At 68.9% G+C, this 23,286-nt stretch carries 21 protein-coding genes and 6 pseudogenes; 18 read left to right on the top strand and 9 right to left on the bottom strand.

Going from position 1 to position 23,286, the window contains the following annotated elements:
* Positions 1–119 precede the first annotated feature (119 nt).
* The 6 genes from ACZ41I_RS07600 to ACZ41I_RS07575 are packed head-to-tail and all read left to right on the top strand — an operon-like array spanning position 120 to position 5,948.
* Complete coding sequence (locus ACZ41I_RS07600; RefSeq protein ID WP_468326108.1) at positions 120–1,004, top strand: STAS domain-containing protein; 885 nt, start codon at positions 120–122, stop codon at positions 1,002–1,004.
* Positions 1,001–1,414 (top strand): STAS domain-containing protein, encoded by a 414-nt coding sequence (locus tag ACZ41I_RS07595; RefSeq protein WP_363220745.1) that lies wholly within the window; start codon positions 1,001–1,003, stop codon positions 1,412–1,414. Before ACZ41I_RS07600 ends, ACZ41I_RS07595 begins: the two co-directional genes overlap by 4 nt.
* Entirely contained in the window at positions 1,414–1,860 is a 447-nt protein-coding gene (locus ACZ41I_RS07590; protein WP_468513459.1) for an ATP-binding protein, read from the top strand. Before ACZ41I_RS07595 ends, ACZ41I_RS07590 begins: the two co-directional genes overlap by 1 nt.
* A complete protein-coding gene (locus ACZ41I_RS07585) occupies positions 1,857–2,912 on the top strand; it encodes a SpoIIE family protein phosphatase (protein ID WP_468513458.1) in 1,056 nt (351 codons plus the stop codon). The genes ACZ41I_RS07590 and ACZ41I_RS07585 overlap by 4 nt, the downstream gene beginning before the upstream one ends.
* Complete coding sequence (locus ACZ41I_RS07580) at positions 2,909–4,753, top strand: PP2C family protein-serine/threonine phosphatase (protein WP_468513457.1); 1,845 nt, start codon at positions 2,909–2,911, stop codon at positions 4,751–4,753. Before ACZ41I_RS07585 ends, ACZ41I_RS07580 begins: the two co-directional genes overlap by 4 nt.
* Positions 4,731–5,948, top strand: a complete 1,218-nt coding sequence (locus ACZ41I_RS07575; protein WP_468513456.1) for a PP2C family protein-serine/threonine phosphatase — start codon at positions 4,731–4,733, stop codon at positions 5,946–5,948. The genes ACZ41I_RS07580 and ACZ41I_RS07575 overlap by 23 nt, the downstream gene beginning before the upstream one ends.
* 31 nt (positions 5,949–5,979) lie before the next feature.
* Here the strand turns inward: ACZ41I_RS07575 and ACZ41I_RS07570 are convergent, their stop codons facing one another.
* Positions 5,980–6,468, bottom strand: coding sequence for a MarR family winged helix-turn-helix transcriptional regulator (locus ACZ41I_RS07570; protein WP_399775398.1), 489 nt, complete (start codon positions 6,466–6,468; stop codon positions 5,980–5,982).
* Between the two features lie 482 nt (positions 6,469–6,950).
* The gene (locus ACZ41I_RS07565; RefSeq protein WP_468513455.1) at positions 6,951–7,193 is read right to left on the bottom strand and encodes a DUF5133 domain-containing protein; all 243 of its coding nucleotides are present in this window, start codon (positions 7,191–7,193) and stop codon (positions 6,951–6,953) included.
* A gap of 697 nt (positions 7,194–7,890) precedes the next feature.
* Here ACZ41I_RS07565 and ACZ41I_RS07560 point away from each other — a divergent pair.
* Positions 7,891–8,790, top strand: a complete 900-nt coding sequence (locus ACZ41I_RS07560; RefSeq protein ID WP_468513856.1) for an ADP-ribosylglycohydrolase family protein — start codon at positions 7,891–7,893, stop codon at positions 8,788–8,790.
* Between the two features lie 405 nt (positions 8,791–9,195).
* Positions 9,196–9,749, top strand: a pseudogene (locus ACZ41I_RS07555) (LLM class oxidoreductase); the annotation flags it as partial.
* 273 nt (positions 9,750–10,022) lie between these two features.
* On the opposite strand, the pseudogene ACZ41I_RS07550 reads toward ACZ41I_RS07555, so the two are convergent.
* Together ACZ41I_RS07550 and ACZ41I_RS07545 are read right to left on the bottom strand one after the other, a co-directional pair.
* A pseudogene (locus tag ACZ41I_RS07550) lies at positions 10,023–10,525 on the bottom strand (P-loop nucleotide/nucleoside kinase family protein).
* A gap of 4 nt (positions 10,526–10,529) precedes the next feature.
* A complete protein-coding gene (locus ACZ41I_RS07545; RefSeq protein WP_468513454.1) occupies positions 10,530–11,456 on the bottom strand; it encodes a LysR family transcriptional regulator in 927 nt (308 codons plus the stop codon).
* Positions 11,457–11,593: 137 nt separating this feature from the next.
* On the opposite strand from ACZ41I_RS07545, the gene ACZ41I_RS07540 reads away from it, so the two are divergent.
* The 6 genes from ACZ41I_RS07540 (at position 11,594) to ACZ41I_RS07515 (ending at position 16,223) form a co-directional block, all read left to right on the top strand.
* Positions 11,594–11,674, top strand: coding sequence for a putative leader peptide (locus ACZ41I_RS07540; protein ID WP_351611030.1), 81 nt, complete (start codon positions 11,594–11,596; stop codon positions 11,672–11,674).
* A 175-nt stretch (positions 11,675–11,849) separates the two neighbouring features.
* Positions 11,850–12,983 carry a dimethylsulfone monooxygenase SfnG gene (gene sfnG / locus ACZ41I_RS07535; RefSeq protein WP_468513453.1) on the top strand — a complete coding sequence of 378 codons (1,134 nt, stop codon included), beginning with the start codon at positions 11,850–11,852 and terminating at the stop codon, positions 12,981–12,983.
* Positions 12,984–13,024: 41 nt separating this feature from the next.
* Complete coding sequence (ssuE, locus tag ACZ41I_RS07530; protein ID WP_468513452.1) at positions 13,025–13,582, top strand: NADPH-dependent FMN reductase; 558 nt, start codon at positions 13,025–13,027, stop codon at positions 13,580–13,582.
* Complete coding sequence (locus ACZ41I_RS07525) at positions 13,579–14,775, top strand: SfnB family sulfur acquisition oxidoreductase (RefSeq protein ID WP_468513451.1); 1,197 nt, start codon at positions 13,579–13,581, stop codon at positions 14,773–14,775. Before ssuE ends, ACZ41I_RS07525 begins: the two co-directional genes overlap by 4 nt.
* A 33-nt stretch (positions 14,776–14,808) precedes the next feature.
* Positions 14,809–15,969 carry an LLM class flavin-dependent oxidoreductase gene (locus ACZ41I_RS07520; protein ID WP_468513450.1) on the top strand — a complete coding sequence of 387 codons (1,161 nt, stop codon included), beginning with the start codon at positions 14,809–14,811 and terminating at the stop codon, positions 15,967–15,969.
* Positions 15,966–16,223 (top strand): hypothetical protein, encoded by a 258-nt coding sequence (locus ACZ41I_RS07515; protein WP_468513449.1) that lies wholly within the window; start codon positions 15,966–15,968, stop codon positions 16,221–16,223. The genes ACZ41I_RS07520 and ACZ41I_RS07515 overlap by 4 nt, the downstream gene beginning before the upstream one ends.
* Before the next feature lie 402 nt (positions 16,224–16,625).
* On the opposite strand, the gene ACZ41I_RS07510 is transcribed toward ACZ41I_RS07515, so the two are convergent.
* Positions 16,626–16,826 (bottom strand): hypothetical protein, encoded by a 201-nt coding sequence (locus tag ACZ41I_RS07510; RefSeq protein WP_363215602.1) that lies wholly within the window; start codon positions 16,824–16,826, stop codon positions 16,626–16,628.
* 304 nt (positions 16,827–17,130) lie between these two features.
* Between ACZ41I_RS07510 and ACZ41I_RS07505 the strand changes: the two genes are divergently transcribed.
* Positions 17,131–17,439 carry a DUF7677 family protein gene (locus ACZ41I_RS07505; RefSeq protein ID WP_468513448.1) on the top strand — a complete coding sequence of 103 codons (309 nt, stop codon included), beginning with the start codon at positions 17,131–17,133 and terminating at the stop codon, positions 17,437–17,439.
* Positions 17,440–17,514: 75 nt separating this feature from the next.
* Here the strand turns inward: ACZ41I_RS07505 and ACZ41I_RS07500 are convergent.
* Positions 17,515–18,280 (bottom strand): annotated as a pseudogene (locus ACZ41I_RS07500) (transposase).
* Between the two features lie 98 nt (positions 18,281–18,378).
* A pseudogene (locus tag ACZ41I_RS07495) lies at positions 18,379–19,288 on the bottom strand (transposase).
* Positions 19,289–19,521: 233 nt separating this feature from the next.
* Here ACZ41I_RS07495 and ACZ41I_RS07490 point away from each other — a divergent pair.
* Positions 19,522–20,399, top strand: a protein-coding gene (locus ACZ41I_RS07490; protein WP_468513447.1) for an IS5 family transposase whose coding sequence is annotated in 2 segments (ribosomal slippage) — positions 19,522–20,011 and positions 20,011–20,399 — 879 coding nt in all. Because the reading frame shifts where the segments join, the coding sequence is not laid out codon by codon here.
* 6 nt (positions 20,400–20,405) lie between these two features.
* Here the strand turns inward: ACZ41I_RS07490 and ACZ41I_RS07485 are convergent.
* Both ACZ41I_RS07485 and ACZ41I_RS07480 read right to left on the bottom strand, forming a co-directional pair.
* Complete coding sequence (locus ACZ41I_RS07485; protein WP_468513446.1) at positions 20,406–20,978, bottom strand: EF-Tu/IF-2/RF-3 family GTPase; 573 nt, start codon at positions 20,976–20,978, stop codon at positions 20,406–20,408.
* Positions 20,979–21,183: 205 nt separating this feature from the next.
* Positions 21,184–21,806: pseudogene (locus ACZ41I_RS07480) on the bottom strand (alpha-glucosidase C-terminal domain-containing protein); the annotation flags it as partial.
* A 526-nt stretch (positions 21,807–22,332) separates the two neighbouring features.
* On the opposite strand from ACZ41I_RS07480, the gene ACZ41I_RS07475 reads away from it, so the two are divergent.
* On the top strand, positions 22,333–22,725 hold the full coding sequence (locus ACZ41I_RS07475; RefSeq protein WP_468513445.1) for a hypothetical protein: 393 nt from the start codon (positions 22,333–22,335) through the stop codon (positions 22,723–22,725).
* Positions 22,701–23,126 (top strand): annotated as a pseudogene (locus ACZ41I_RS07470) (ATP-dependent DNA ligase); the annotation flags it as partial. The gene ACZ41I_RS07475 and the pseudogene ACZ41I_RS07470, both read left to right, overlap by 25 nt.
* Positions 23,127–23,286 lie beyond the last annotated feature (160 nt).

The raw sequence follows: 23,286 nt of genomic DNA, 5'->3' as shown, positions 1-23,286 counted from the left end.
TATGTGTCGATCCCGTGTTGTTTGCATCACGCGCCCAGCGCTACGTTTGCCATGAGGCAATAATCGCCTCTTGGTAAGTGTGGCCGACCTACGGCCGCTGAGCCTGTACAGAAGGGACGATGCAGGTGTCGGAGCAAGCGGCGGTCGAGTCGACAGCGCGCCAGTTGGGGGCCTTCCTGGAGCGCCGCCGGGAGCAGATCGCTCAGCGCTGGGCCGATGTCCCGCTCTTCCGCACGGTCTTCACCGTCTCGCGCGACGAAGCCGTGGAGGCGTGCAAGGCCGTCGTGGACGCGCTGTCCCACGTGGCGGCGGCCGGGCGGCTCGAGGACATCGAGGCACCCGGCTTCGACAACGTGCGTGAGCAGCTCGGGCGTATGTCCGGCTCCCGGACCCGCACCGGATCGAGCCCTGCCCAGATCGCGGACGAAGTCGCCGCCCTGCGCGCCCCGGTCGCCGAGCTGCTGCGGGCCGAATTCACCGACTCCTCCGCCTCCGAGGCAGCGGAGAGCCTCCTGGCGCTGACCGCTCTGATGGGCACCCTGCGCCTGGTGGTGATGCGGACGGCGCTCAGTGCGGGCGAGGAGCTGATCGCGCGGCAGCGGCAGCAACTGCTCGAAGTCGCCACCCCGGTGATCAACCTGTGGGAGGGCATCGTCGCCGTACCGCTGATCGGCACCCTGGACAGCGCCCGCAGCCAGGTGGTGATGGAGTCCCTGCTGGAAGGCATCGTCAACCAGCGCGCCCGCTACGCCATCCTGGACATCACCGGTGTCCCCACGGTCGACTCGCTCGTCGCCCAACACCTGATGAAGACGGTCGCCGCCGCCCGCCTGATGGGCGCCGAGTGCATCGTCTCCGGCATCCGTCCGGCCATCGCGCAGACCATCGTTCAGCTCGGCATCGATCTGGGCTCCGTCCTCACCCGCGCCTCGCTCGCCGACGCGCTGGCCTACGCCCTAGGTCAGCAGGGCATCGAAGTGTCCCCGAGGGCGAGCCTGACGTGACCGGTCGCTTCCCGGACCGCGCCACCGCGGTACCGGTCCTGGCACTGGGGCAGACCCTGCTGGTCAGCCTCCAGGGGGAGCTGCACGACAGCCTGGCCGAGCAGCTTCAGCACGACATCGCCCGCCGTATCGCCGACAGCAAGGCAAACGGTGTGGTCATCGACATCTCCGGAGTGGAGATCGTCGACTCTTTCCTGGGACGCGTACTCGCCGAGATCGCCGCAAGCGCCAGTCTGCTGGCGGCCCGCACCGTCCTGGCAGGCATGCGACCGGCTGTGGCGATCACGCTGGTCGAGCTGGGCCTCACCCTGCCCGGTCTTGCCACCGCCCTCGATGTCGAACGTGCACTGGAACTGCTCGCGCAGCCGTCTGCGTCGAGCGCTTCGGACGAACGCGAGAGGGGCACGTGATGCCGGCATCCGACCCCGCCACGGGTACAGTCCTGCCGATCGGCTCGGACGCGGATCTCGCATGGGTCCGGCAGCAGGTGCGCCAGTCCGCCGCGGAACTCGGCTTCGGCCTGGTGCAGCAGACGAAACTGGTCACCGCGGCCAGCGAACTGGCCCGCAACACGCTGGTCCACGGCGGTGGCGGGCATGTGGAGATCAGTTCGCTGTCCCAGGGCGTGACCCGCGGACTGTGCCTGTCCTTCGTCGACACCGGACCAGGCATCCGCGATGTCGAACTCGCCATGACCGACGGATACACCACGGGCGGCGGTTTGGGCCTCGGGCTGAGCGGGGCCAAACGCCTCGTGAACGAGTTCGAGATCGACACCGAACCCGGCCGGGGCACCACCGTCACCGTCATCGCCTGGGCGACCGGCGTGCCCACAGCTCGCGTGGGGTTGTCATGAGCCGGGTCTGGGACATCCCGGTTCACGACTCCACCCGCGTACGGGATGTCCGGGTAGCGGCCGAGGCGGCCAGCCTCCTCGCCGGCCTCGACCCACATCGCACCGCGATCGCCGCTCTGGTCGCCACCGAGCTGGCGACCAACCTGCTCAAACACGCAGGCGGCGGTCGCATGGTGATCGGCCTCGTCGATCGTCTGCGGGAGGAGACCCGCACTGCGGCCGTGCAGCTCACCGCCCTCGACCACGGTCCCGGCATCCACGATGTCAACGCGGCCATTCGTGACGGCTACACCACCAGCGATGCGTCGCTTGGTGCCGGTCTGGGCACCTGCCTGCGTATATCCAGCGCGTTCGACCTGCACAGCACCCACCGGGGCACCGTCGCGGTGGCGCATATCGACCAGGAGCCCGGCACCACCCGGTCTGCAAAGGGGAGACAAGGTCCGACCGCAGGTGGGATCAACGTACCGCTCGGCCAGGCCGAGGACTCCGGAGACGCCTGGAGCTGCATCCGCTCACAGGCTCGCCTGACCCTGATGCTCGCCGACGGCCTCGGTCACGGAGCCAAGGCCGCGCACGCGTCCAGCGCGGCCGTCGACGGACTGCGCCGCGCCGCGCACCTGCAGCCTGCCGAGATCCTGCGCCAGATGCACTCTGCCCTCCGCCCCACCCGCGGGGCGGCCGTAGCCGTGGCCCAGCTGGACACGGACAGTTCGGAGCTGACCTTCGCCGGGGTCGGGAACATCGGCGCCCGGCTGTACACCTCAGGTTCATGGGAGCACCTTGTGTCCCACCCCGGCATCGTCGGCGCCCAGTTCCCGGCGGCAGTACCGGTACAGCGCCGGTCCTGGCAGCAGGGCAGCCTGCTCGTCCTTCACAGCGACGGACTGCCCAGCAGGTGGGCGCCGCCCGACGATCCCGATCTCCTCACCCATGACCCGGCGGTGGTGGCTGCCACCATCCTGCGGGACGCCAACAGCCCTGCCAGCCCCGTACGCGACGACACCAGTGTGGCCGTTTTGACCTCCGAACTCGCGGACCGGCGCCCATGATCCCGGTGGATGCTCGGAAGATCACCACCGCGACGGAAGCCGCCCGCGCCCGGACCTTCGCGGCGCGCCTCACGGCCGTTCTGGGCGCGCCCGAGGTCGAGCGGGCCCGTTTCCTCACCGAACTCACGGCGCGGCTTCGCCAGTGCCTTGGCCACGGTGGTGCAGAAGTCACCCTCAGTGTTCGGCGGGTCGGCCCGGATGGCGGCGGGCAGGTCCGGGCCGTCGTACGGCCCAGGCCGCCGACGCGAGACCCGATGCCGCCATGGCGGCTCGCTCTCACCTGCCCCGGCCCTGTGACAGGGAACCTGTCTCCCTTCGCGGACGTGGATGACGACCCGGTCGAGGCCGTCCTCGCGGCGGATGAGGAGACCGCAGCGGTCCTGAGCCGGCTGGATGAGACGGAGAGGCTGCTCCGTGTCCACCGTGAGGAGCTGCATCAGACCAACCAGGGCGTGCTGGCCCTGCACGCCGAACTGGACGCCGCCGCGCTCACCCAGCAGAAACTCCTCGACGCCGAACGAGCCGCGCGCGGCGAGGCGGAGAAGGCACGGCGCCTGCTGACCTTCCTCGCCGACGCCAGCGCGACCGTGACCGCGTCCCTCGACCACGAGGACATCCTGCGCCGCCTACCCGAACTGCTCGTCCCCGAGTACGCGAGCCGGGTCGATGTCTGGCTCTTCGACGACGAACGGGCAGACAGGAACGGCGCCCACCCAGGTGCCGCGGTCGCCGCCGCCCGCGCCGACCGTCCCCAACACGCCGGAGCGGACCGATGCGGACTCGCCTGGATCGACGATCTCCCGCTCTCCAGGACGGAGCCCACAGGGCCAGTACTGAGCATCCCGCTCACCGTGCGACGGACCCTGGGCGTGCTGACCCTCACCGCCGCCGGTGACCGCTTCGACGCGGACACCCGCGTCATGCTGCTCGAACTCGCCCGCCGCACCGCCATCGCCCTCGACCACGCCCTGCGCTACGAACAGCACCGGGACACCGCCGAGGCATTGCAACGCGCCCAGCTCACAGACCTGCCCGCCATCGACGGCCTGCACCTGGCCGCCCGGTACCTGCCCGCCACCCGTGGCCTCAACATCGGCGGCGACTGGTACGACGCCTTCTTCCAGCCCGACGGCAGCCTGCTGACGGTCATAGGAGACGTCACCGGGCACGGTCTGCGCGCCGCCGTCATCATGGGCCAGCTCCGCACCGCTCTGCGCGCCCATGCCATCGACAACGACGGCCCCGCCCAGATCCTCACCCGCCTGCACCGCATGCTCCGCCACCAGCAGCCGAACCTGTACGCGACCGCCATGATCGCCCGCTTCCAGCCAGGCGATCCCCAGGTCGTGTGGGCCGCGGCCGGGCATCCGCCGGCCGTGGTCCGCGCGCCCGACGGCAGCGTGCGCGTCCTGGACACCAAACCCGGCGTGATGCTGGGAGTGCCCCTGCCCTTCGAGTACGAGGACCACACGGCCGAACTGCTGGCCGGCTCGACGCTCGTGCTGTACACCGACGGCCTGGTGGAGCGACGCGCCCACGGAATCGACCCGGGAATCGAGCTGCTCAGCCGGACACTGGCCGCCCTGGACGAGCCCGAGCTGGAAGAAGACCTGGACGCGTGCGCCGAGTCGCTGCTCAAACCGCTGGTGCACGACTCCGAACGCGACGACGACGTCTGCCTCCTGCTGTGCCGCACGACCCAGCCGGTGACGCCGGAGGCGGCCGGAGCCGAATCCCCGGAGCGGCTGACCGTGATCCCAAGCGATCGCGCCGTAACGGGCCTTCACCGCGATAGCGTGGAGGTCACAAGGGGAGAGGGTGGACGCCGTGAATGCCTCTGAACCGTTCTCGTCCGCGGAGAGCCGGCTGCGGGCGGTTCCGCCCCACGCGCTGGTCGCCACCGCCGGGTCCCTTCTGGCCGCGGGTTTCGGCGCTCAGGACGTCACCCTGCTGTTGGCCGACTACGGCCTGACAGTTCTGCAGCCCGTCACGCACCTGCCGCACACCGGCGACCCGGTCTCCGCGCACGACGGTCCGGCCGGCACTGCTTTCACCACTCAGACGCCGGTGGTCGAGGTCATCGCTGACACGACCATGGAACGGGTTTACCTGCCCATCACCGTCCGCGGTGACCGGCTCGGCATCCTGTCCCTCCGCGTACCCGCTGTCTCCGCGGATCCTGCCACCGTGCTCAGGCTCGGCGAGTTCGCCACAGCCCTGGGCCATGAGGTTGCCACAGCAGGCCGGGACACCGACCTGTACCTGCAGGCCCGCCGAACCCGCCGTCTCACCCTCGCCGCCGAGATGCAGTGGCAGCTCCTGCCGGGGCGCGGCTGCGCCCGCCGGGAGTACACCATCGGCGCTCACCTGGAGCCGGCCTATGCCGTCGGTGGCGACAACTTCGACTGGTCCACCAGCGCCGACCACCTCACCCTCACTGTCACCGACGGCATGGGCCAGGGCATCGACGCCTCCCTGCTCACCAACCTCGCTGTCAGCGCCATGCGTAACGCCCGCCGTGCCGGTATTGGGCTCGCCGACCAGGCCGCCCTGGCGGACCAGGCCGTCTACGCCCAATACGGAGGCAAGGTGTATGCCTCGACGCTGCTGCTCCGCTTCGACCTGGACACCGGTACCGTGCGCGCGGTGGACGCCGGCTCTCCCCAGCTCTACCGCCTGCGCGCCACCGGTATCGATCTGATCGAACTGGAAGCGCAGCTCCCGCTGGGCATGTTCGAGGAGACCCCGTACGAGGAGCAGACCTTCCAGGTGGAGCGCGGGGACCGCCTGGTCGCCATCAGCACCGGTGTGCACGGCACCCGCTCGGCGACCGGAGACCTCTTCGGGGAACGAGCCCTGCGCCAGATCCTGAGCGCGACCCGCCAGACCCCGCCGCACGAGACGGCGCGCGCGGTCGTCGCCGGCCTGATCGAGCACTTCGGCAGCAAGGACCTCACCTCCGACGCAGTGGTCGTCTGCCTCGACTGGGCGGGCAGGCCCGTCGACACTGCGCGGCTCACCCCCGAAGGCACCTGACGGACTCCTCTCACCGTGGGTCCGGCGGCTCTCACGAAGGAGGCAGCGGTCCTTTCTGAGCGGCGAGAAAGGCCTTCATCCCGCGACTCAGCGCCGACCGCTCCGCCGGATCCATGACCGCCAACGCAACTGTCAGAGCCTGGGCCCGTCGCGCCGCCACATCGTCCAGCACACGGCGTCCCTGCGCGGTGAGACTCAGCCGGACCTCACGGCGCTTCTCCGGATGCAGCGCGCGCTCCAGCATCCCCGCCGCCTCCAGCCGGTCACAGAGACGGCTGGCCGTGGGAAGCCCTATGTCCAACCGCTCGGCCAACCCGGTGAGATTCAGCCCCGGCGCCGCCTGAAGAGTCAGAAGCGCCCGAAGCTGGTGCGGGGACAGGCGCAGGGCCGCCTCCTGCGCGGCAAGCGACCACAGGTTCGTGAGACTCTCCACGGCATCGGCGATCTCCGACGCGACGGCGTCCGGGCCATCGTCCGGTCCCTCCACACGGTCGCCGCCGGAGTCGTCGAGACGGGTCACGAACACATCGCTTTCAGTGAGTTCCGCATGCTGCCGAGACAATCCTCATTCAATCGCTGTACCCGAAGACAAGGGGTGCAAGCAGCACCTGGGGCGACTGAACATCGCCTGGACGCTACCGGTCGCGGGGGGTGAGATCGGGCGCAATGCCCGTACCCGTCTCAACGAGGCCGACGAGGTGCTCAACGGCAGGTCCATGCCAGGAGGACCTGGGTCCCCGTACTGTCATGTGCGTCGGATGGACGGCCTCTGATCTGCGGACTCACACCGCTGCACATGGCCTCGCGTGCTCTGAGAGAAGTGGGCAAGCCGACTTCAGGCGGAGACCCGGCGTTCGGTTCGGGACGGTGGCGTGCGAGGACGTAAGGATCACATGGGGCGGCCTCGGGCTGCGACCGGCGTGGAGCGGTGCGGCACCGACCCGGGCGAGTCCGGTCTCCGGTCTCACGAGCCGCTCCTGTCGGACGGACCCGGCGTGCCGGTCAGTGCCGCGGCTGCTGTCGTGCCAGGGCGTCGGCCAGTTGCTGACGCGCCACGTACAAGGCGGTGTCCAGTTGGCGTGTCCCTGTGAGCACGCACAGTGTGTACTCTGCGTCCTCAAGTTCGCGCGCGGCCTGCTGGTCACCATCGAAGGACACGCGTCGCTTGAGCCTCTCGCACCGTTCGAGCAGTTCCCGCAGAAGCGAAGGATGCGCCATCACCATGGTGAACGCCTCCGTCGTCACCTGTTCGGACCATCCCCTCCACCTCTACGGTCCCAGCTGTCGGCGCCCCATGCACCCGGGAGACCAGCGGGGGGCGGGAAGTGGGCGGGCCGGCCGCCGTGACCCCGCTCTGATGCCAAGGCATGGCGCCCACCGCCGATCGCACCAAAGCGCGGCGCGCCTCCTCCTCGTAGGCGATGATCTTCGCAGTCATGGGTACGGTCTCCTCCGCATCGAATCCCTGAGTCGATGACGGTGGACCGGGGTGACGCCCGCGACGTTTCGCCCGCGCCGCCCGAGGTTTCCCTCACCGGCGCACGAGCACGTCACCCGACCCAGCCGTTAGCAGTCTCGATGAGAGAGTGCCAATTCCTTCGGTCTGCCCGGGGGGCAAGCGGCCGCCTGGGGTCCGGTCAGCTGTGCCCGGTCAACGAAGGGCCATACACATCCGGAGTGGACGGGCAGGGGTGCCGGATACTGTCGATCGGGTTCCTTGCGGGTGGAGCCGGTCCGGCGACCTCCACAGTGGCTGGCCCCAGCAAATGGTCGCCTAAGAGGTCCTAACGGAAAGACCAGCAGATGAGTGCGCATCGGAGGGCGAGGAAGGCTTCGTGGATGGCGTGGCGGATCTCCAACGGACCCGCAGGCAGAAGCCTGGCGGCTCCGAAATCGGAGTGCGGGAGAGCCACCGCGCTGCGATACTGCGCCGGTGATCAACATGCCTACCGCTGTGCTGGACTCGTTGCACGGGCTCGCGTTCGGCGACGCCTTCGGTGACCGCTGGTTCGGCATCCTGCGCAGGCACGGCCCGGCAGCCCTGGAGGCGCGGACGCTGCCCACGGAACCGCTGTGGCGGTGGAGTGACGACACCGCTCAAGCGCTGGTTCTGGTCCGGGAGCTCGTCGAGGGCGGGGGCATCGTCGACCAGGACCGCCTGGCCCTGCGTCTCGCGGCGGCCTACACCGAGGACACGCACCGCGGCTATGGAGCCTCGATGCATGACGTGCTGCGACGGATCCACGCGGGCGAGCCCTGGCAGGAGGTGGTCGCCGGACAGTTCGGCGGCCAGGGCTCCTGGGGCAACGGCGCGGCCATGCGAGCCGCCCCGCTTGGCGCATGGCACAGCGCCGACCTCGATGTGGCCGCGGAGCAGGCCGCCCATCAGAGTGCGGTCTCGCACCACCACCCGGAGGCGGTCGCAGGAGCGGTGGCAGTTGCCCTGGCCGCGGCGCTGGCGACCCGAAGCCGGGGCGGGGCCGCCCCGGCCAGATCGGACTTCCTTCAGGCAGTCGCCGAACGACTCCCCGACAGCGACGTCCGGTCGGGAGTGCGGATCGCGGCCCGGATGCCGGAGCACACCTCTGTTCGGCACGCCGCGGAGGTCCTGGGCTCCGGCTACCGGATGTCAGGGCCCGACACCGTCCCGTACGCCCTGTGGTGTGCGGCGGGGCACCTCGACGACCTGCACGAGGGCCTGTGGGTCACTGTCGTCGGGCGCGGCGACATCGATACCACCTGCGCCATCGCGGGCGGGGTCATCGCAGCCCGCACCGGCGTTGCCGCTCTCCCTCCCGCATGGCACGCGGCCTGTGAACCGTTGCCCCCGGTCGTGACGTAGCAAGGACTCCTGACTTGTTCAATCGAGCCCAGACGCACGGTCTGCAGCCGTAGCGTCCAGGGTGCCGGTCGGCACGGGGCCGTAGGCTCCTTGCCGCCCCTGGCGGGCTGGCTCACCGATAACGTGCCGCCGCCGACCGGCACCCACGCGGTGTGGTTCGACAGAGGCATGAAGATGACACATTGACTTCAAGTCAGGATGCCCACCGCCTGTCCCCCTTCCTCATCGAGTGCAAGGCGATCCTGTGATCCTGATCGGTGTCGATCCCCGGGAGTGCCATCCGGCGCTGTCCAGGGCACGAGCCGGCACACTTCGATCCATCCTCTGTCGACGAGGGGAAGGAGGATCGGGACGAGAGCCGAGGCGGGCCCTGAGACCAGCGGCTCGTCGAGGTCACCCCGGACACCGGGGGAGTGCCGTCACGTCTGTGACAAGCTCGCGCCATGTGGCGGTGGTCAGCGCGCCGCTGTCGCGGGCCACAACGGTCTGCGGTTCGCGGCGAACTACCACGTCAGCCCGGTCACGGTCCTGGAGGCGGTGGAAGGTTACCGGTTCTTCTTCCAGCCTTCCGAGTTCCTCGACAAGCCCTACATCAGGGTCTCGGCGGACGCCGTCGTCGCCGAGGACGACGCCACCGCCCGCGCACTCGCCACCGGCTACGGACCGTGGGTCCGCAGCATCCGCACCGCCGAGGGCGCCATCGAGACCCGACGCCGGAGGAGGCGCGCGCCCACCCATGGACCGACGAGGACCGGGCCCTCGTCCAGGACCGCCTCGACACCCAGTTCGTCGGATCACCGGGCCGGGTGGCCGACCAGTTGGAACAACTCCAGGAGGCCACGGGCGCGGACGAGTTGCTCATAACGACGATCACCCACGACCACACGGAGTGGGTCCGTTCGTACGAACTGCTCGCGGAGGAATGGCGCCGACGGGGTCACTCCTTCCAGTCGAGCTGACGTTCGGGAGTACCCCACCGACCGGCTGCACGCGACCGCTTCGGCGCGGCCCGCCTCGTCACCGCGCCGACAGCGGAAGATCTTTTTGCGTGAAGACGACCACGTGAATGCAGCCATGCTGAGACGACCTCGTGTTCGTCCTTCGCCGCAGCTCTCCGTCCGTGGCCCGATGCCGCCTCTTGGACTTCGGGTCCCGGCATCGAGGTGCTTGAACCGCTGGACGTACGCGACGACTTGGCCGAGCCGGGCGCTTGCACAGCCGCCCGGTACCGGTCAGCCCGATGCCAGGCCCCGGAGGAGCAGAGCCAGTGAGTGTTGCGGGCTCTGTCCCGCGGTGTCGACGACGACGCGCTCGCGGTCCCACGCCTCGTACTCCCGGTCGACGACCTGCTGCCAGTCGGGCAGCGGCAGATCTGGAATGTCGGCCGAGCGCGAGGTCACGCGGCGCCGGTGCTCCGCCGTATCCGAGCACACCACCTCCACCTCGACGACACGCACGCCCGCCCCGACGGCCGTGTCCCGCCAGGCGTCACGCGTCACACTCAACGGATTGACCGATTCGCGATCACGGTCAGCCCCTGCCGCAGATGTTCCTCGGCCAGGGCATATCCGACGGCGTAGCCCACGCGGCCAACCGGGTGCCGGGCCGCCCCGGAACGGACGATCGCCTGCTCGATGGTGTCCACCCGCAGATGGACCGCGCCGATCCGGGCCGCCAGGAGACGGGCGAGCGTGGTCTTGCCGGTGCCGGGCAGGCCGCCCATGACGATGAGCACAGGATCACGCCTCCGTCAGCCGTCGCGAAGGAGTGCGGCACGCCTGGGCGTTGCGCACGAAGAGCTCGTGCAGGTCGCGGACCGCCCGCGGAACGGAACCGGAGTGGCGGCGCTGCAGTACCAGCAGTACGTCGGTCGCATCCCCCGCGAGCGGCCGCACAGTGATCGCGCCCCGTCGCTCCAGCGGGTCGCCGACGACGCTGAAGTCCGGCAGCACCGTGGCCCCCAGCCCCTCGGCCACCATCAGCTTGCCCATCTCCGCGCCGTCGGTGGAGTACGAGAAGGACGGAGTCCGGCCGCGGAGCAGCCGGTGCACGAAACGGTGCATCACATAGCCGGACCGCATCACGACCAGCGGCTCGGCCAGGAGACTGTCCGCGTCCACCGCCTCCAGGGCCGCCAGCGGACTGTCCGGACGCACGCACACCACCGGCCGGCCGCGGAGCAACTCCGTCGTCTCGAAGCCGGGCGGAATGTCGTCGCCCCGGAGGTAGTTCACCAGTCCCAGGTCGAAGGCGCCCTCCAACAGGCCGCGGTGGATGTCGGCCTGCTGCGCGCCGACCAACTCCACCTGGGTGACCGGGTGTGAGGCCCGGAACTCGCGCACGGTCGGGATGACCAGCGGCACGGTAGCCGTGTTCACCGTGCCGAGCCGGACCATGCGGCTGATGCGGTGCTGGTCGCCGGCCGCGCCGCGCAGCCGGTCGACCGCGTCGAGCACGCTCATGATGTGCGGCAGCAGCTCGCGTCCCTCGTCGCTGATCTTCGCCCCGGACCGTTTGCGCTCCAGCAGGTCCACGCCGAGCTCGCGCTCCAGATTGCGTACGGTCTCGCTGAGCGCCGGCTGGGACAGGTGCAGTTCCTCGGCGGCGCGCCGCAGCGAACCGAGCCGTGTGACGGCAGCGATGTATTCGAGCTGTTCGATACGCACGAACAGGAGACTGCGCCCTCCCGGGGCCGGGTTCAAGGGAATCCCTGTCACAACCTCGTGAATACCGACTCTCACCATGTGGAATCACTTCCGGGAATTCTTGACCGGCCGGACTCCCTCCTGGTTCGATCGATGGCATGAAGCGACAGGACCTCACGCGGCGACTCCATGTCGACCTTGCGCGTGTTTCCAGCGCCTTCTGTCGCTGTCGGGTCTGAGCGCGCCCGAGGGAAACCCTCCCACCCGCTCCCTCTGTGACTTCCTTCCGTGAATTCCGGTCCCGGCTCGTTTACGTCGTGACGACGGCTTTCCCGGAAACGCCGCTCCAGCGTGCCTGAATTCCGCGGAGCTCATTCGTCCTGCCCGCGCAGCATTCCCCTGCCAGGAGTTCCCATGCCCGCATCCTCCGCGTTCCCCGGATCCGATCCCGTCCGCTTCGCCTACTGGGTGCCGAACGTCAGTGGCGGTCTGGTCACCAGCACCGTCGAGCAGCGCACCGACTGGGGGTACGAGTACAACCGCGAACTCGCCGTCCTCGCCGAGAACAACGGCTTCGACTACGCGCTCAGCCAGGTCCGCTACATGGCCAGCTACGGCGCCGAGTACCAGCACGAGTCCACCAGCTTCAGCCTCGCCCTGCTGCTCGCCACCCAGCGACTGAAGGTCATCGCCGCCGTCCACCCCGGCCTGTGGCACCCGGGCGTCCTCGCCAAACTCGGCGCCACCGCCGACCACCTGTCGAACGGCCGCTTCGCCGTCAATGTCGTCAGCGGCTGGTTCAAGGGCGAGTTCACCGCGCTGGGCGAGCCCTGGCTGGAGCACGACGAACGCTACCGGCGCTCCGAGGAGTTCATCCGCGCCCTGCGGAAGATCTGGACCGAGGACCACGCCGAGCTCGCCGGCGACTTCTACCGGTTGCGTGACTTCTCCCTCAAGCCCAAGCCGCTGAACACCCCCGAGCGTCCACACCCGGAGATCTTCCAGGGCGGCAACTCCACCGCCGCGCGCGCCATGGCCGGCCGTGTCTCCGACTGGTACTTCTCCAACGGCAAGGACTTCGACGGCGTCACCGAGCAGATCCAGGACGTCCGCTCCTCCGCCGTCCAAGCGGGCCGCACGGCACCGAAGTTCGGCCTCAACGGCTTCCTCATCGCCCGCGACACCGAAGCCGAAGCCCGCGAGACGCTCCGCGAGATCGTCGCCAAGGCCGACACGCAGGCCGTGCACGGCTTCCGCGACGCCGTCCAGCAGGCCGGTCCGTCCACCGTCGACGGCAAGGGCATGTGGCAGGACTCCACGTTCGAGGACCTCGTCCAGTACAACGACGGCTTCCGCACCGGACTGATCGGCACCCCCGAGCAGATCGCCGAGCGGATCGTCGCCTACAAGCGTCTCGGCGTCGACCTCTTCCTCCTCGGCTTCCTGCACTACCTGGAGGAGGTCGAGTACTTCGGCAAGCGGGTGCTGCCCCTGGTGCGCGAACTGGAGGCACAGGAAGCCGCGTCCGAGCCCGCCGCCCACGCCTGACCGCGGCCCGCACACGAAACGACGAACCGAAAGGTCCTCCCATGGCCACTGTCCTGTCCGTCTCCGGAAGCCCCTCCGCCACCTCCCGCACCGCTCGGCTGCTGCGCCACCTGGACGAGCGGCTCATCGCGCAGGGGCACGAGGTGATTGCGCTGGACGTTCGTACCCTGCCCGCCGAGGCGCTGCTTCGGGCCGACTTCGCTCACCCGGCGATCGTCCGGGCCACCGCCCTGTTCGAGCAGGCGGACGGCGTGGTGATCGGAACCCCCGTCTACAAGGCCGCCTACTCCGGACTGCTGAAGTCCCTGCTCGACCTGCTCCCGCAGTACGCCCTGGCGGGCAAGACGGTCCTCCCGCTGGCCACCGGCGGCTCCACCGCCCACGTCCTGGCCATCGACTACGCGCTGCGCCCGGTGCTGGCCTCCATGGGCCCTGCGCACATCACGCCGGGCTGGTTCACGCTCGACAAGGACATCACGGTGGGCGAGGACGGAACACTGACCGTCGCGCCGGGATCGGCCGAGGCTCTGGCGCAGGTCACGGACCAGTTCTCGGCCGCGCTGGGCGGACGGACGACACTGCTGGCGGCCGCCGGATGAGCGCCGCGCACGTCATCGCGGACGACGCCGAGGCCCTTGCCGTGGCCGCGGAGCTGGCCGCGGACTGCCGCAAGGGCGCCACCGAGCGGGACGCCCGGCGCAGGCTCCCGCACACGGAGCTGGAGCGGCTGTCCGCCTCCGGGCTGCTCGCCGTGACCGTGCCCGCCCGGTTCGGTGGCGCGGACGTCCGTGCGGACACGCTCGCCGAGACCTTCCGACTGCTGGCCGCCGCCGATGCCAGCCTGGCCCAGATCCCGCAGAGCCACTTCGTGTACGTCAACGTGCTGCGCCGGCACGGGACGCACGAGCAGCAGGAGTTCTTCTTCGGCGAGGTACTGGCCGGCAGGCGGTTCGGCAACGCCCAGTCCGAGGCGGGCACCCAGCACGTCCAGGACATCCGCACCCGCCTCGCCCGGCTCCCGGACGGGTCGTACGTCCTCGACGGCGTCAAGCACTACTCCACCGGCGCGCTGTTCGCCCACTGGATCCCCGTCCTCGCCCGTACCGAGGACGACACCCTGCACGTGGCGTACGTCCCGCGCGACGCGCCCGGCGTCACGGTCGTGGACGACTGGGACGGCATGGGACAGCGCACCACCGCCAGCGGAACCGTCCGCCTGGAGTCGGTGCCCGTGCCCGCCGACCGGGTCGTGCCGCACCACCTCACCTTCCAGGGCCCCCAACTCCACGGTGCGGTGGCTCAGTTGCTGCACGCGGCCATCGACGCCGGCATCGCCTCCGGGGCGCTGGCCGAGGCGGTGGAGTTCGTCCGTACGAAGAGCCGCCCCTGGTTCGAGAGCGCCGCCGAGGGGCACGCGACCGCCGCGGAGGATCCGCTGCTGATCCAGCGGTTCGGCGAACTGGCGATCAGAGAAAGGGCTGCCGAAGCGTTGCTTCGCGAGGCCGCCCGCGCGGTCGACGACGCCCGCGCCGGCCTGACCGACGACTCGGCCGCCGAGGCCTCGATCGCGGTTGCCGCCGCAAAAGTGACGGCGGCCCAGGCCGCCGTGGAGGTCGCAAGCGCCCTCTTCGAGGTCTCCGGCACCCGCTCGGCTCTCGACTCCCTGGGCCTGCACCGCCATTGGCGCGACGCGCGCACCCACACCCTGCACGACCCGGCCCGCTGGAAGGTCCAGCACATCGGCCGTTACGTGCTCAACGGCACCAGGCCGCCCCGGCACGGCCTCCTGTGACGAACGCTGACGAACACCGAACGGAGCCCCCACGTGTCCCTCACCTTCCACTGGTTCCTGCCCACCAACGGCGACAGCCGCCACGTCGTCGGCGGCGGCCACGGCACTCCCGCCACGGAGTCCGGGCGCGACCGGCCGCCGACGGTCGCCTACCTGAGCCAGATCGCCCGAGCCGCCGAGGACCTCGGCTTCACCGGGGCGCTCACCCCGACCGGCGCGTGGTGCGAGGACGCGTGGCTGACCACCGCCATGGTCAGCCAGAACACCGAGCGCCTGAAGTTCCTCGTCGCCTTCCGCCCCGGCTTCGTCTCGCCCACGCTCGCCGCGCAGATGGCCTCCACCTTCCAGCGGCAGACCGGCGGACGGCTCCTGCTCAACGTCGTCACCGGCGGCGAAAGCCACGAGCAGCGGGCCTACGGGGACTTCCTCGACAAGGACGCGCGGTACCGCCGCACCGGCGAATTCCTGCAAATCGTCCGGGGGTTGTGGGAGGGGAAGACCGTCGACTTCGCCGGCGAGCACCTCCAGGTCGAGGACGCCAGGCTCGCCCGGGTGCCCGACCCGGTGCCCGAGGTGTACTTCGGGGGCTCCTCGCCGATCGCCGGAGAAGTTGCCGCCAGGCATGTCGACGTCTACCTCACCTGGGGTGAGCCGCCCGCCGCCGTTGCGCAGAAGATCGCCTGGATCAGGGCGCTGGCCGCGAAGGAGGGTCGCAGCGTCCGCTTCGGAATCCGGTTGCACGTCATCACCCGCGACACCTCCGAGCAGGCCTGGGCCGAGGCGGAGCGGCTGCTGGCGGGCTTCGATGCGGAGACCGTGCGGCAGGTGCAGGCCGGGCTTGCCCGCAGCGAGTCGGAGGGACAGCAGCGGATGCTGGCCCTGCACGGGGGTGGGAGCCGGGACGGGCTGGAGATCCATCCCAACCTGTGGGCGGGCATCGGTCTGGTGCGGGGTGGGGCGGGGACCGCCCTGGTCGGCAGCCACACCGAGGTTGCCGAGCGGATCAAGGAGTACGCCGCATTGGGGATCGAGGAGTTCATCTTCTCCGGGTATCCGCATCTGGAGGAGGCGTACTGGTTGGGCGAGGGCGTGCTGCCGAAGCTTCAGGCGCAGGGTCTGTGGCGGCACCCGTACGGGCAGCAGGTGGCCCCCACCGCCCAGGTCCCCTTCGCCGGTGCCGGGAGCGCGCGATGACCCATGTGTTCGCCGACGACACCGGCCCCGCTCCCACGGAGGCGCCGAGGTTCGACGGCTTCGACCTCGCCTACGTCACCACCCCTGGCTCCTTCGCCGACTTCGTCGTCCCGGAACTGGGCAGCCGCGGCAGGATCGCGGCCCCGTCCGGCGGCACCACGCTTCGCGAACGCCTCCACGGCGCGGCCGGCAGCTCCCGGATCAGGGACGACCACCAGGCCGCCCGCCATCGTGAACTCGCCATCCGGGACTGAAACAGCCGGAACACACCAGCTTTCCTAGTTTTCCTATCGAAATTACTAGGAAAGCGTGACGGCGGTCGAAGAGGCGAGTGAGAATGATGAAGCCGACGCGTCACGGCGCACCGCCGCACTCCCACGCCGCCTCGCCGGGGCTGGCCTGTCGGGCTGAGGCGCTCTTGCGTCTCTGTACAGGCACCTTGCGTGGTGGGGGTGGCAGTGGATGCAGTTCGGTCACCGACTCACCCAAGGGCTGTCCCGAAAGTGAGGGTGATGCCGAGTACGGCGTGGTGGACGCCGTCGCCCTTCACACGGCAGTCACGCAGGATCTGACTCGAAGACGCCGGCGGCCCCCGCGTCAGCCACCGTTGCGCGGGAACGCCCCGCGGCGCGCGGCTGCGGGGCGCCTTGTGGGGTTCAGTCGATCCGCTCCCCGTCGTGCGTACCGCCCTTACAGGTGTTGTCCGACAGATCGGCCATTCCGCCGCCCGCCTTGCACTCACCAGGGGTGACGTAGGAGTGGGCACCCTGTGCGGTGGCGGTGGCGGCGCCTGCGAGGCCGAGTCCGGCGAGGGCTGCCGTGGCGAAGACGGCGGCGAGGATTCGACGAATACGCATTTGGTTCCCCTTTCATCCAGCACTATCACCCAAATGGCGCAACATGAAGAGCCACCCACATGGGTGAAGATCAAGCTGACTAGAGCCCTAACCGAGGCAATCCGTCCAGGCACTAGCCCTACTTCAACCGTCGCACCACTTGGCGACTCACGCACGCTGACAGCGATACCGCAAGCGCGCTACCAGCGGCCGCCCTGAGCCAAGGGGTGTCCCGTAACCATCGGCACCACCCTCTGAGGGTTCGCCGCCTCCTGCGACGGGAGGTCGACGATCAGCCTCGGAAGGCTGGGGCTAGATTCTTCGCATGCCTTCGCATCTCAGTCATGGTGCTTCCGGAGCCCTCCGACGCTTCGCTGGATGGCTCGCCCGGGGGTCGGTAGGCCACCCGATGCTGGAAGGGATCGACTACTGGCAGGAGTTGCGTGAGTCGCCCTCCCAAATGGAGATCTGTGTCGCGATCTTCGCCAACGTCCTCGAACTGGATGAGCAGGGAGAACCGGTCAACGAGAAGCACGCGGAGCGCCGGGCTGCAGCCTGGCTCTACCGATACTGCACCGGGGAACTGCCCCCGGGGGAGCCGGACATCGAGCCGTGGGAATGCCAGCTTCATTGACCGTTGATGTGCGCTGTCATTCGAGTAAGGCAGGACCTGCCCACCACCCTTCCCTCGATCCACTGCGCGGTGGGGTTATCCGGCAGGCGTGAGGTTGTGCATGCGGGCGATGCCGAGCATGGTGTGGTGGACTCCGTCGCCTTTGAGTCGGCAGTCGCGGAGGATCTTCCAGGTCTTCATACGGGCGAAGACGTGCTCGACGCGGGCTCGGACCTGCTTGTGGGACTTGTTGTCCGCCTCTTTCCAGTCGGGCAGGTCTTCGCCTTTGCGGCGTTGGTGGGGCATGACGAGTCCGGTGCCGGGATAGCCGCCGTCGGCGAGCGTAGTGGTCCGGCCGACGGCAGCTTTGACACCGGATTCCTTCCACGCCTTGCAGTCGTTGCGGTTCCCGGGCAGGGGTCGGCCAACCACGACGACCAGGCGGGTGTCAGCGTCGATGACGACCTGGTGATTGGTCGAGTACCGATAGTTCTTCGACTGCGCGGCGATGGTGTGGTCTCGGGTCGGGACCAGGGTGCCGTCCACGATCAGCACGGTGTCCTTCGCTAACCGCTTGCGTGGCTGCAGCGCGATCTGCGGTCCGAGGTGGTCGATCACTCGGTCGGCAGCCGACTTCGAGACCCCAAACAGCGGTGCCAGTTGCGGCAGCGTCAGGTGCGTCCGCCAGTACGCAGCGACGAGCAGCACTCGGTCGGCAAGCGGCAGCTTCCACGGCCGACCTCGGACCGGCTCGTCGGCGCTCTCCCGGCGCAGCTGGGTCACCAACTTGCCGAAGGTACGCGGGCTCAGCCCGGTGAACGGGGGTCCAGGACGGCTCCGACGCCGTGATCACGCCAGCCACGACCAAGACAATGGGCGGCGAGATCATTTACGGGACACCCCTTACGAGTTGGTGCGTGATAGCGGGTGATGCGTGTTCGCCCTGCTCACGGCCGTTTTTCAGGTCATGACTGTGCGGTCGGAGACGAGGCCGGCGATGGCTCGGTAGGTTTCGGGCAGGCGATCGCGGCGATTGGTCCAGCGCATGAGTTGTTTCCAGCGTTTGTGGTCGGCGAGGGCGTGCTCGACGGTGATGCGGTCGGATGAGTGCCCGTGATGGTCACGTTCCCACTGCTCGACTCTCCCTGGCGGTGCCCCGGGTCGTGGCTTCCTCGGTGGTGTGATGGCCTGGTCGGGGTGATCACGTCTCAGGCCGAGGTAGCCGTCGTCCAGGAGCACTTCCACGTCGGGGAAGTGCTGGAAGCAGTCGGCGATGCCTTCGCTGCGGGCAGCCGTGGCGTCATGCATGCGGCCAGGTCGCAGGATATCGGTCCATAACGTGCGGCCACGCAGTCGGCGATGACGGTGGCCTTCATGGTGTTCTGTTTTTTCTTGCCGGAGACGAACGCGCGCCGTCCGCCGCGGCTGGTGAGGGGCCGGCGGACCTGGATCTCGGTGGCGTCGAGGCGGAGCTCGATGCCCTCGGCCTGGGCATAGGCAAACACGTCCGCCAACGTCCGCAACCGCAGGTCAGGACGGTTGGGGACCGCGCATCCCCGCTCGGCCAGGAGCGTGCGCATTTCTTGGACTGCCCTAGTGATGGTGGAGCGGTCGACGCCGAACAGCAGCCCGAGGACAGAGTGCGGAAGGTCGTGCCGCAGGTGGATGAGCGTGGCCACGAGCCGGTCGACGAAGACGAGCTGATGGCGGGCGCCGGCACCCGCGGCCCGCTTCCTCGCCCCGCCTCGTACTTCATGACGGCGGCCTTCCACGGCGGCCTGCCATGGTCCAACTCCTGGGCCAGGGAGCTCAGATCACGCCGGGAGATCCCTGTGAACAGCTGATGCGACAGGACCGCCCGATTGACCATGATCGTCACAGATGGATCATGCCATCCACCAGCACGGATGCTTCACCCGCTATCGCGCACCAACTCGTTAGCCGCGCGTCGATGCCGGCATCGCGGGCCGTGGCGTACGCGTCCTCGGCGACCGGTGTGCTGCGCCGCCGGCGGGGCCGACCGGCCTGTCGGAGGTAGTTGCTTCCTTAGGCCGTGTCCGGTGGGTCAGGTGACAGGCGCGTTCCCGGATCGTTCTGTCCCACATGGGGCGGGGCGATCTGACAGACCTGGAGTGGGCTCGGTTGGAGCCGCACTTGCCGAAGAACACAGGACGGGGCGGACGGTGGAAGAGTCATCGCGTGATCATCGACGGTATCTTCTTCCGGCAACGGACGGGCATCCCCTGGCGGGATTTGCCTGAGCGTTTTGGGAGCTGGAAGACCGTGCATGACAGGCACCGCCGCTGGTCGGCGGACGGCACGTGGGACGGGATACTTCAGGCCGTCTTGACCGCGGCTGATGCCGATGGCCGCATCGACTGGTCCATGGTGGGCGTGGATTCTACGGTGTGCCGTGCACATCAACACGCGGCGGGCGCCCGCAAGGCGCCTCCACGGATTCCGGGCAGACGGGCCCGGCCTGCACATCATCGGGGCGACGAGGGGCTGGGTCGTTCCCGAGGAGGGCTGACCACGAAGATCCACTTGGCGGGCGAAGGCGGTCGGCGGCCGCTGGCCATCTTGGTCACACCGGTCAGGCTGGCGACGGGCCCCAGTTGATCCCTGTACTGGAGCGTATTCGCGTACCCCGTCCGGCCGGTGGCCATCCTCGCACTCGACCCGACCACCTGAGCGGGGACAAGGCGTACAGCTCCCGCCGCAACCGCCGTTACCTGCGTCGCCGACAGATCAAGCACACCATTCCCGAGCGCCGCGATCAGCGAGACCATCGACAGAAGCGTGGCAGCAGGGGAGGGAGACCTGCCGGCTTCGACCGGGCCAAGTACGTCCGCAGGAACGAGGTAGAACGAACGATTAATGGCCTCAAGGGATCACGCGCCGTGGCGACACGCTTTGACAAGCGCGTCTATGTCTTCCATGGCACGGTCACTGCCGCAACGATTCGGCTCTGGCTTCGTTGACGAGGCTCAGTCGAGAAGGCGCATCACACGCCCTGAGCCAGCAGCCCGTCCGCGGTGCCGAAAAGCAAAGGACTGTGCTTCCTCCAAGGCGACAGGCCGTTCAAGCGTGATCGTCACGTCGCCCCGATGGAGCGGATTCAACACATCCAATCCCCCGGTAAGCGTCACGTCTCCCGCTAAAGCAGCAGTGCCGAAGTGGAAGTGGAGTCGCTCACCAGTGCGTACTTCAGTACCACCGTGCTCCTCGGACAAGAGCGTGATGTCCGCGGCAAAACGGGTGTGTCCGCTGATTGAGCCAGGCGCCGCCAGCACCTGCCCCCGCTCCACCGCGCCGGCTGCCGCCCCACGTATCAGCAGGCCCACGTTCATGCCTGCACTCGCCTCATCGACATACCGCCGCGAAGCTTCGATCTCTTCGACGGCGACGAGTGCGGTCCCACCGAAACCGACGATCTCCACCACATCGCCTTTACGAACCCGCCCGCGCTCGATCAAGCCGGCCAGCATGACCACCCTGCCCTGGTTCTGCCAGAAGAGATCTCCGACATGCATCAGGAACGGCCTGCCCGGTGCTTCCATCTGGGCTCCCTTCCCAACGACCAGCCATCAACGGACTGCCGAGGTTAACAGCGATCACTGGCCACCCTGTGCCCGATCGGTGCTGCGTCCCATCGGACAGGTCCTAGGCCGACCAGGATCGCCTGCACCAGCTGGGGGTGCCTGTGCGCAACGTAGGCGAAGGCTCCGGAGCACAACAGGCACACCAGGAGCCACAGCAGGATGACTAGGCAGGCAAGTCTGGACAGTGTGAGCATCGATGATCCCGCCACGGTGTCATGCATGCAGTGCATGCAGGTGTAAACCGGGCCGCAAGGCGTGGCTGGCCGCTGCCCCAGTAGTAGGTCTCGCCGGTGAGCTCGTCGCGCACCGGCACGGACTCGCGCCAGACCAGGCCGAGTTGAGGCGTGTCCAACGAGACCGTGGCTTCCTGGGTATGGTGGGGGTCGAGATTGGCGACCCACCAGGACCGTGTTCGAGCCGCTGCGCCTGGAGTAGGCGATCACCGCGTCCTTGTCGGCGTGGTGGAAGTGCAGATCCCGCAGTTGGCGCAGGGCGGAGCTGCGGCGCCTGAGGTCGTTGAGTTTGGTGATGAGGGGCGCGATGGTCCGGCCCTCGCGTGCGGCCGCTTCCCAGTCGCGGGGCTTGAGCTGGTACTTCTCCGAGTCTAGGTACTCCTCGCTGCCTTCCCTGAGCGGGGTGTTCTCGCACAGTTCGTAGCCGCTGTAGACGCCCCAGGTGGGGGGAGAGGGCGGCGGCGAGGACGGCACGGACCTCGAAGGCGGGACGGCCGCCGTGCTGGAGGTAGGCGTGCAGGATGTCGGGGGTGTTGGCGAAGAAGTTCGGCCTCGGCCAACCGCGGGAACTTAGACACCTCCGTGTCTAGGAAGATGATCCGGGCGTCCTGCCGCTGTAGGGGTCCAGGCGGCCGTCTGAACTGACGAAATCGGTGATCACGCGCATACCGCGCTGATGGCGTCAACGAGCTCCGGAGCCGGATGCCGATGTTGGCGTGCATCGGCGGACCCTTCGCGTACTCAGCCCGCATGCAGTCGCCCTCGGACCTCGAACGCGAGCCAGCTGCCGTGCCTTGGGTGCGTTCAGGAATCCAGAGGGGTCGGGCACGTTTACCCTCCACGAGGTCGGTCAGGGCGGGACCCACTCAAAGTTGGGTGAGAACGGTCAACCTTCGCTGCGACAGGTCAATCACTCGCAAACAACGCTGCTCCGTCACAAGGCCGATGGGACTGCTGTCACTGGGCCCGGACAGTGGGCCTGTCGGCCGGCTGCGGTGCCCAGGACCCGCCGTCCTACGGTCCAGGGCATGATGTGCGGGCGGCCGGGGGCCGCGCCAAGCCAAGGGGTGGGGGTTGATATGAGTAGACGTCTCATGCTCGGGATCTGCGGTGGGCTGCTGATGACGGGGACCGCGGCGTGCGGAGGAGGAGACACACCGAAGGCGGCATCGGCGCCTCCAGCGTCCGCCGCGGCGGTGGCAAGCCCTGCGCACGAGTGCACAAAGAGGGTTCTGGCTGCGGTTTCGGACAAGCTCTGGGCCGACTCCGGGAAGGTCAGGAACAACACAGAGCGCAATCAGCGGGGCCGCGACTTCGTCGTCGCCTACGGCGACAAGCCCGAGATGCAGATCTTCTTGCACGCGGGCAGTGATGCCGTGATCGCCATCAACGGCGGCAAGACGGTGACGCAGGCCATCGCTGGCACCGTGAACCGCATCACGACCGAGTGTGCGGATGCGTACCCGGAGTAGCACGGCGCGCGGGTGGACGCCGCTCGTCTCAACCTGATCCTGTGGAGTTTCCCGTCACTGTCGCGCTCGCGCAGCTGGTCCCGACGCTGCCGGCAGGACCGCGTTGGTGGTTCGAGATCAAGCTTGACGGCCACCGAACGGTCCTGTGGCGGACAGCGGACAGCGTGCGTCTGCAGGCGCGGTCCGGGCGGGACGTGACCGCGCCGTGGATGGACCTCGCGGTGGAGGGCATGGCGCTGCCAACTGGGGTGGTTCTGGACGGCGAGGCCGTCGTCGTGGACGGTGTGATCTCGTTCGAGGCGGCGCAAGCGCGAGCAGCTTCGTCGCCTGCCCGGGCGGCGCGACTGGCCGGGATTCATCCGGCGCTCCTGATCGTGTGGGACATGCTGGCTCTGCCGGCCGGTGAAGACGTCCGCACCCGGTCCCACGAGTGGCGGCGGGCAGCCATGCTGGACGTGCTCGCTGTTCGGCGAGGAGGGCGTGGACCTGTTCCTCACCGACTCCACCAACGCCGAAGTACCCGGCTTCACCACCTCCGAGCGAGAGCTGAACCCGGCGATC

The organism is Streptomyces sp. NPDC030799 (assembly GCF_055572255.1).
Note: the sequence above shows the minus strand (reverse complement) of the source record. Positions and strands in the feature narration are given on the sequence as shown.

Coding starts and splice junctions, on each gene's coding strand:
- ACZ41I_RS07600 (WP_468326108.1), top strand. CDS start 120: ATGCAGGTGTCGGAGCAAGCGGCGGTCGAGTCGACAGCGCGCCAGTTG.
- ACZ41I_RS07590 (WP_468513459.1), top strand. CDS start 1,414: ATGCCGGCATCCGACCCCGCCACGGGTACAGTCCTGCCGATCGGCTCG.
- ACZ41I_RS07585 (WP_468513458.1), top strand. CDS start 1,857: ATGAGCCGGGTCTGGGACATCCCGGTTCACGACTCCACCCGCGTACGG.
- ACZ41I_RS07580 (WP_468513457.1), top strand. CDS start 2,909: ATGATCCCGGTGGATGCTCGGAAGATCACCACCGCGACGGAAGCCGCC.
- ACZ41I_RS07560 (WP_468513856.1), top strand. CDS start 7,891: ATGCCTACCGCTGTGCTGGACTCGTTGCACGGGCTCGCGTTCGGCGAC.
- ACZ41I_RS07540 (WP_351611030.1), top strand. CDS start 11,594: ATGAAGCGACAGGACCTCACGCGGCGACTCCATGTCGACCTTGCGCGT.
- sfnG (WP_468513453.1), top strand. CDS start 11,850: ATGCCCGCATCCTCCGCGTTCCCCGGATCCGATCCCGTCCGCTTCGCC.
- ssuE (WP_468513452.1), top strand. CDS start 13,025: ATGGCCACTGTCCTGTCCGTCTCCGGAAGCCCCTCCGCCACCTCCCGC.
- ACZ41I_RS07525 (WP_468513451.1), top strand. CDS start 13,579: ATGAGCGCCGCGCACGTCATCGCGGACGACGCCGAGGCCCTTGCCGTG.
- ACZ41I_RS07515 (WP_468513449.1), top strand. CDS start 15,966: ATGACCCATGTGTTCGCCGACGACACCGGCCCCGCTCCCACGGAGGCG.
- ACZ41I_RS07510 (WP_363215602.1), bottom strand. CDS start 16,826: ATGCGTATTCGTCGAATCCTCGCCGCCGTCTTCGCCACGGCAGCCCTC.
- ACZ41I_RS07505 (WP_468513448.1), top strand. CDS start 17,131: ATGCCTTCGCATCTCAGTCATGGTGCTTCCGGAGCCCTCCGACGCTTC.
- ACZ41I_RS07485 (WP_468513446.1), bottom strand. CDS start 20,978: ATGGAAGCACCGGGCAGGCCGTTCCTGATGCATGTCGGAGATCTCTTC.
- ACZ41I_RS07475 (WP_468513445.1), top strand. CDS start 22,333: ATGAGTAGACGTCTCATGCTCGGGATCTGCGGTGGGCTGCTGATGACG.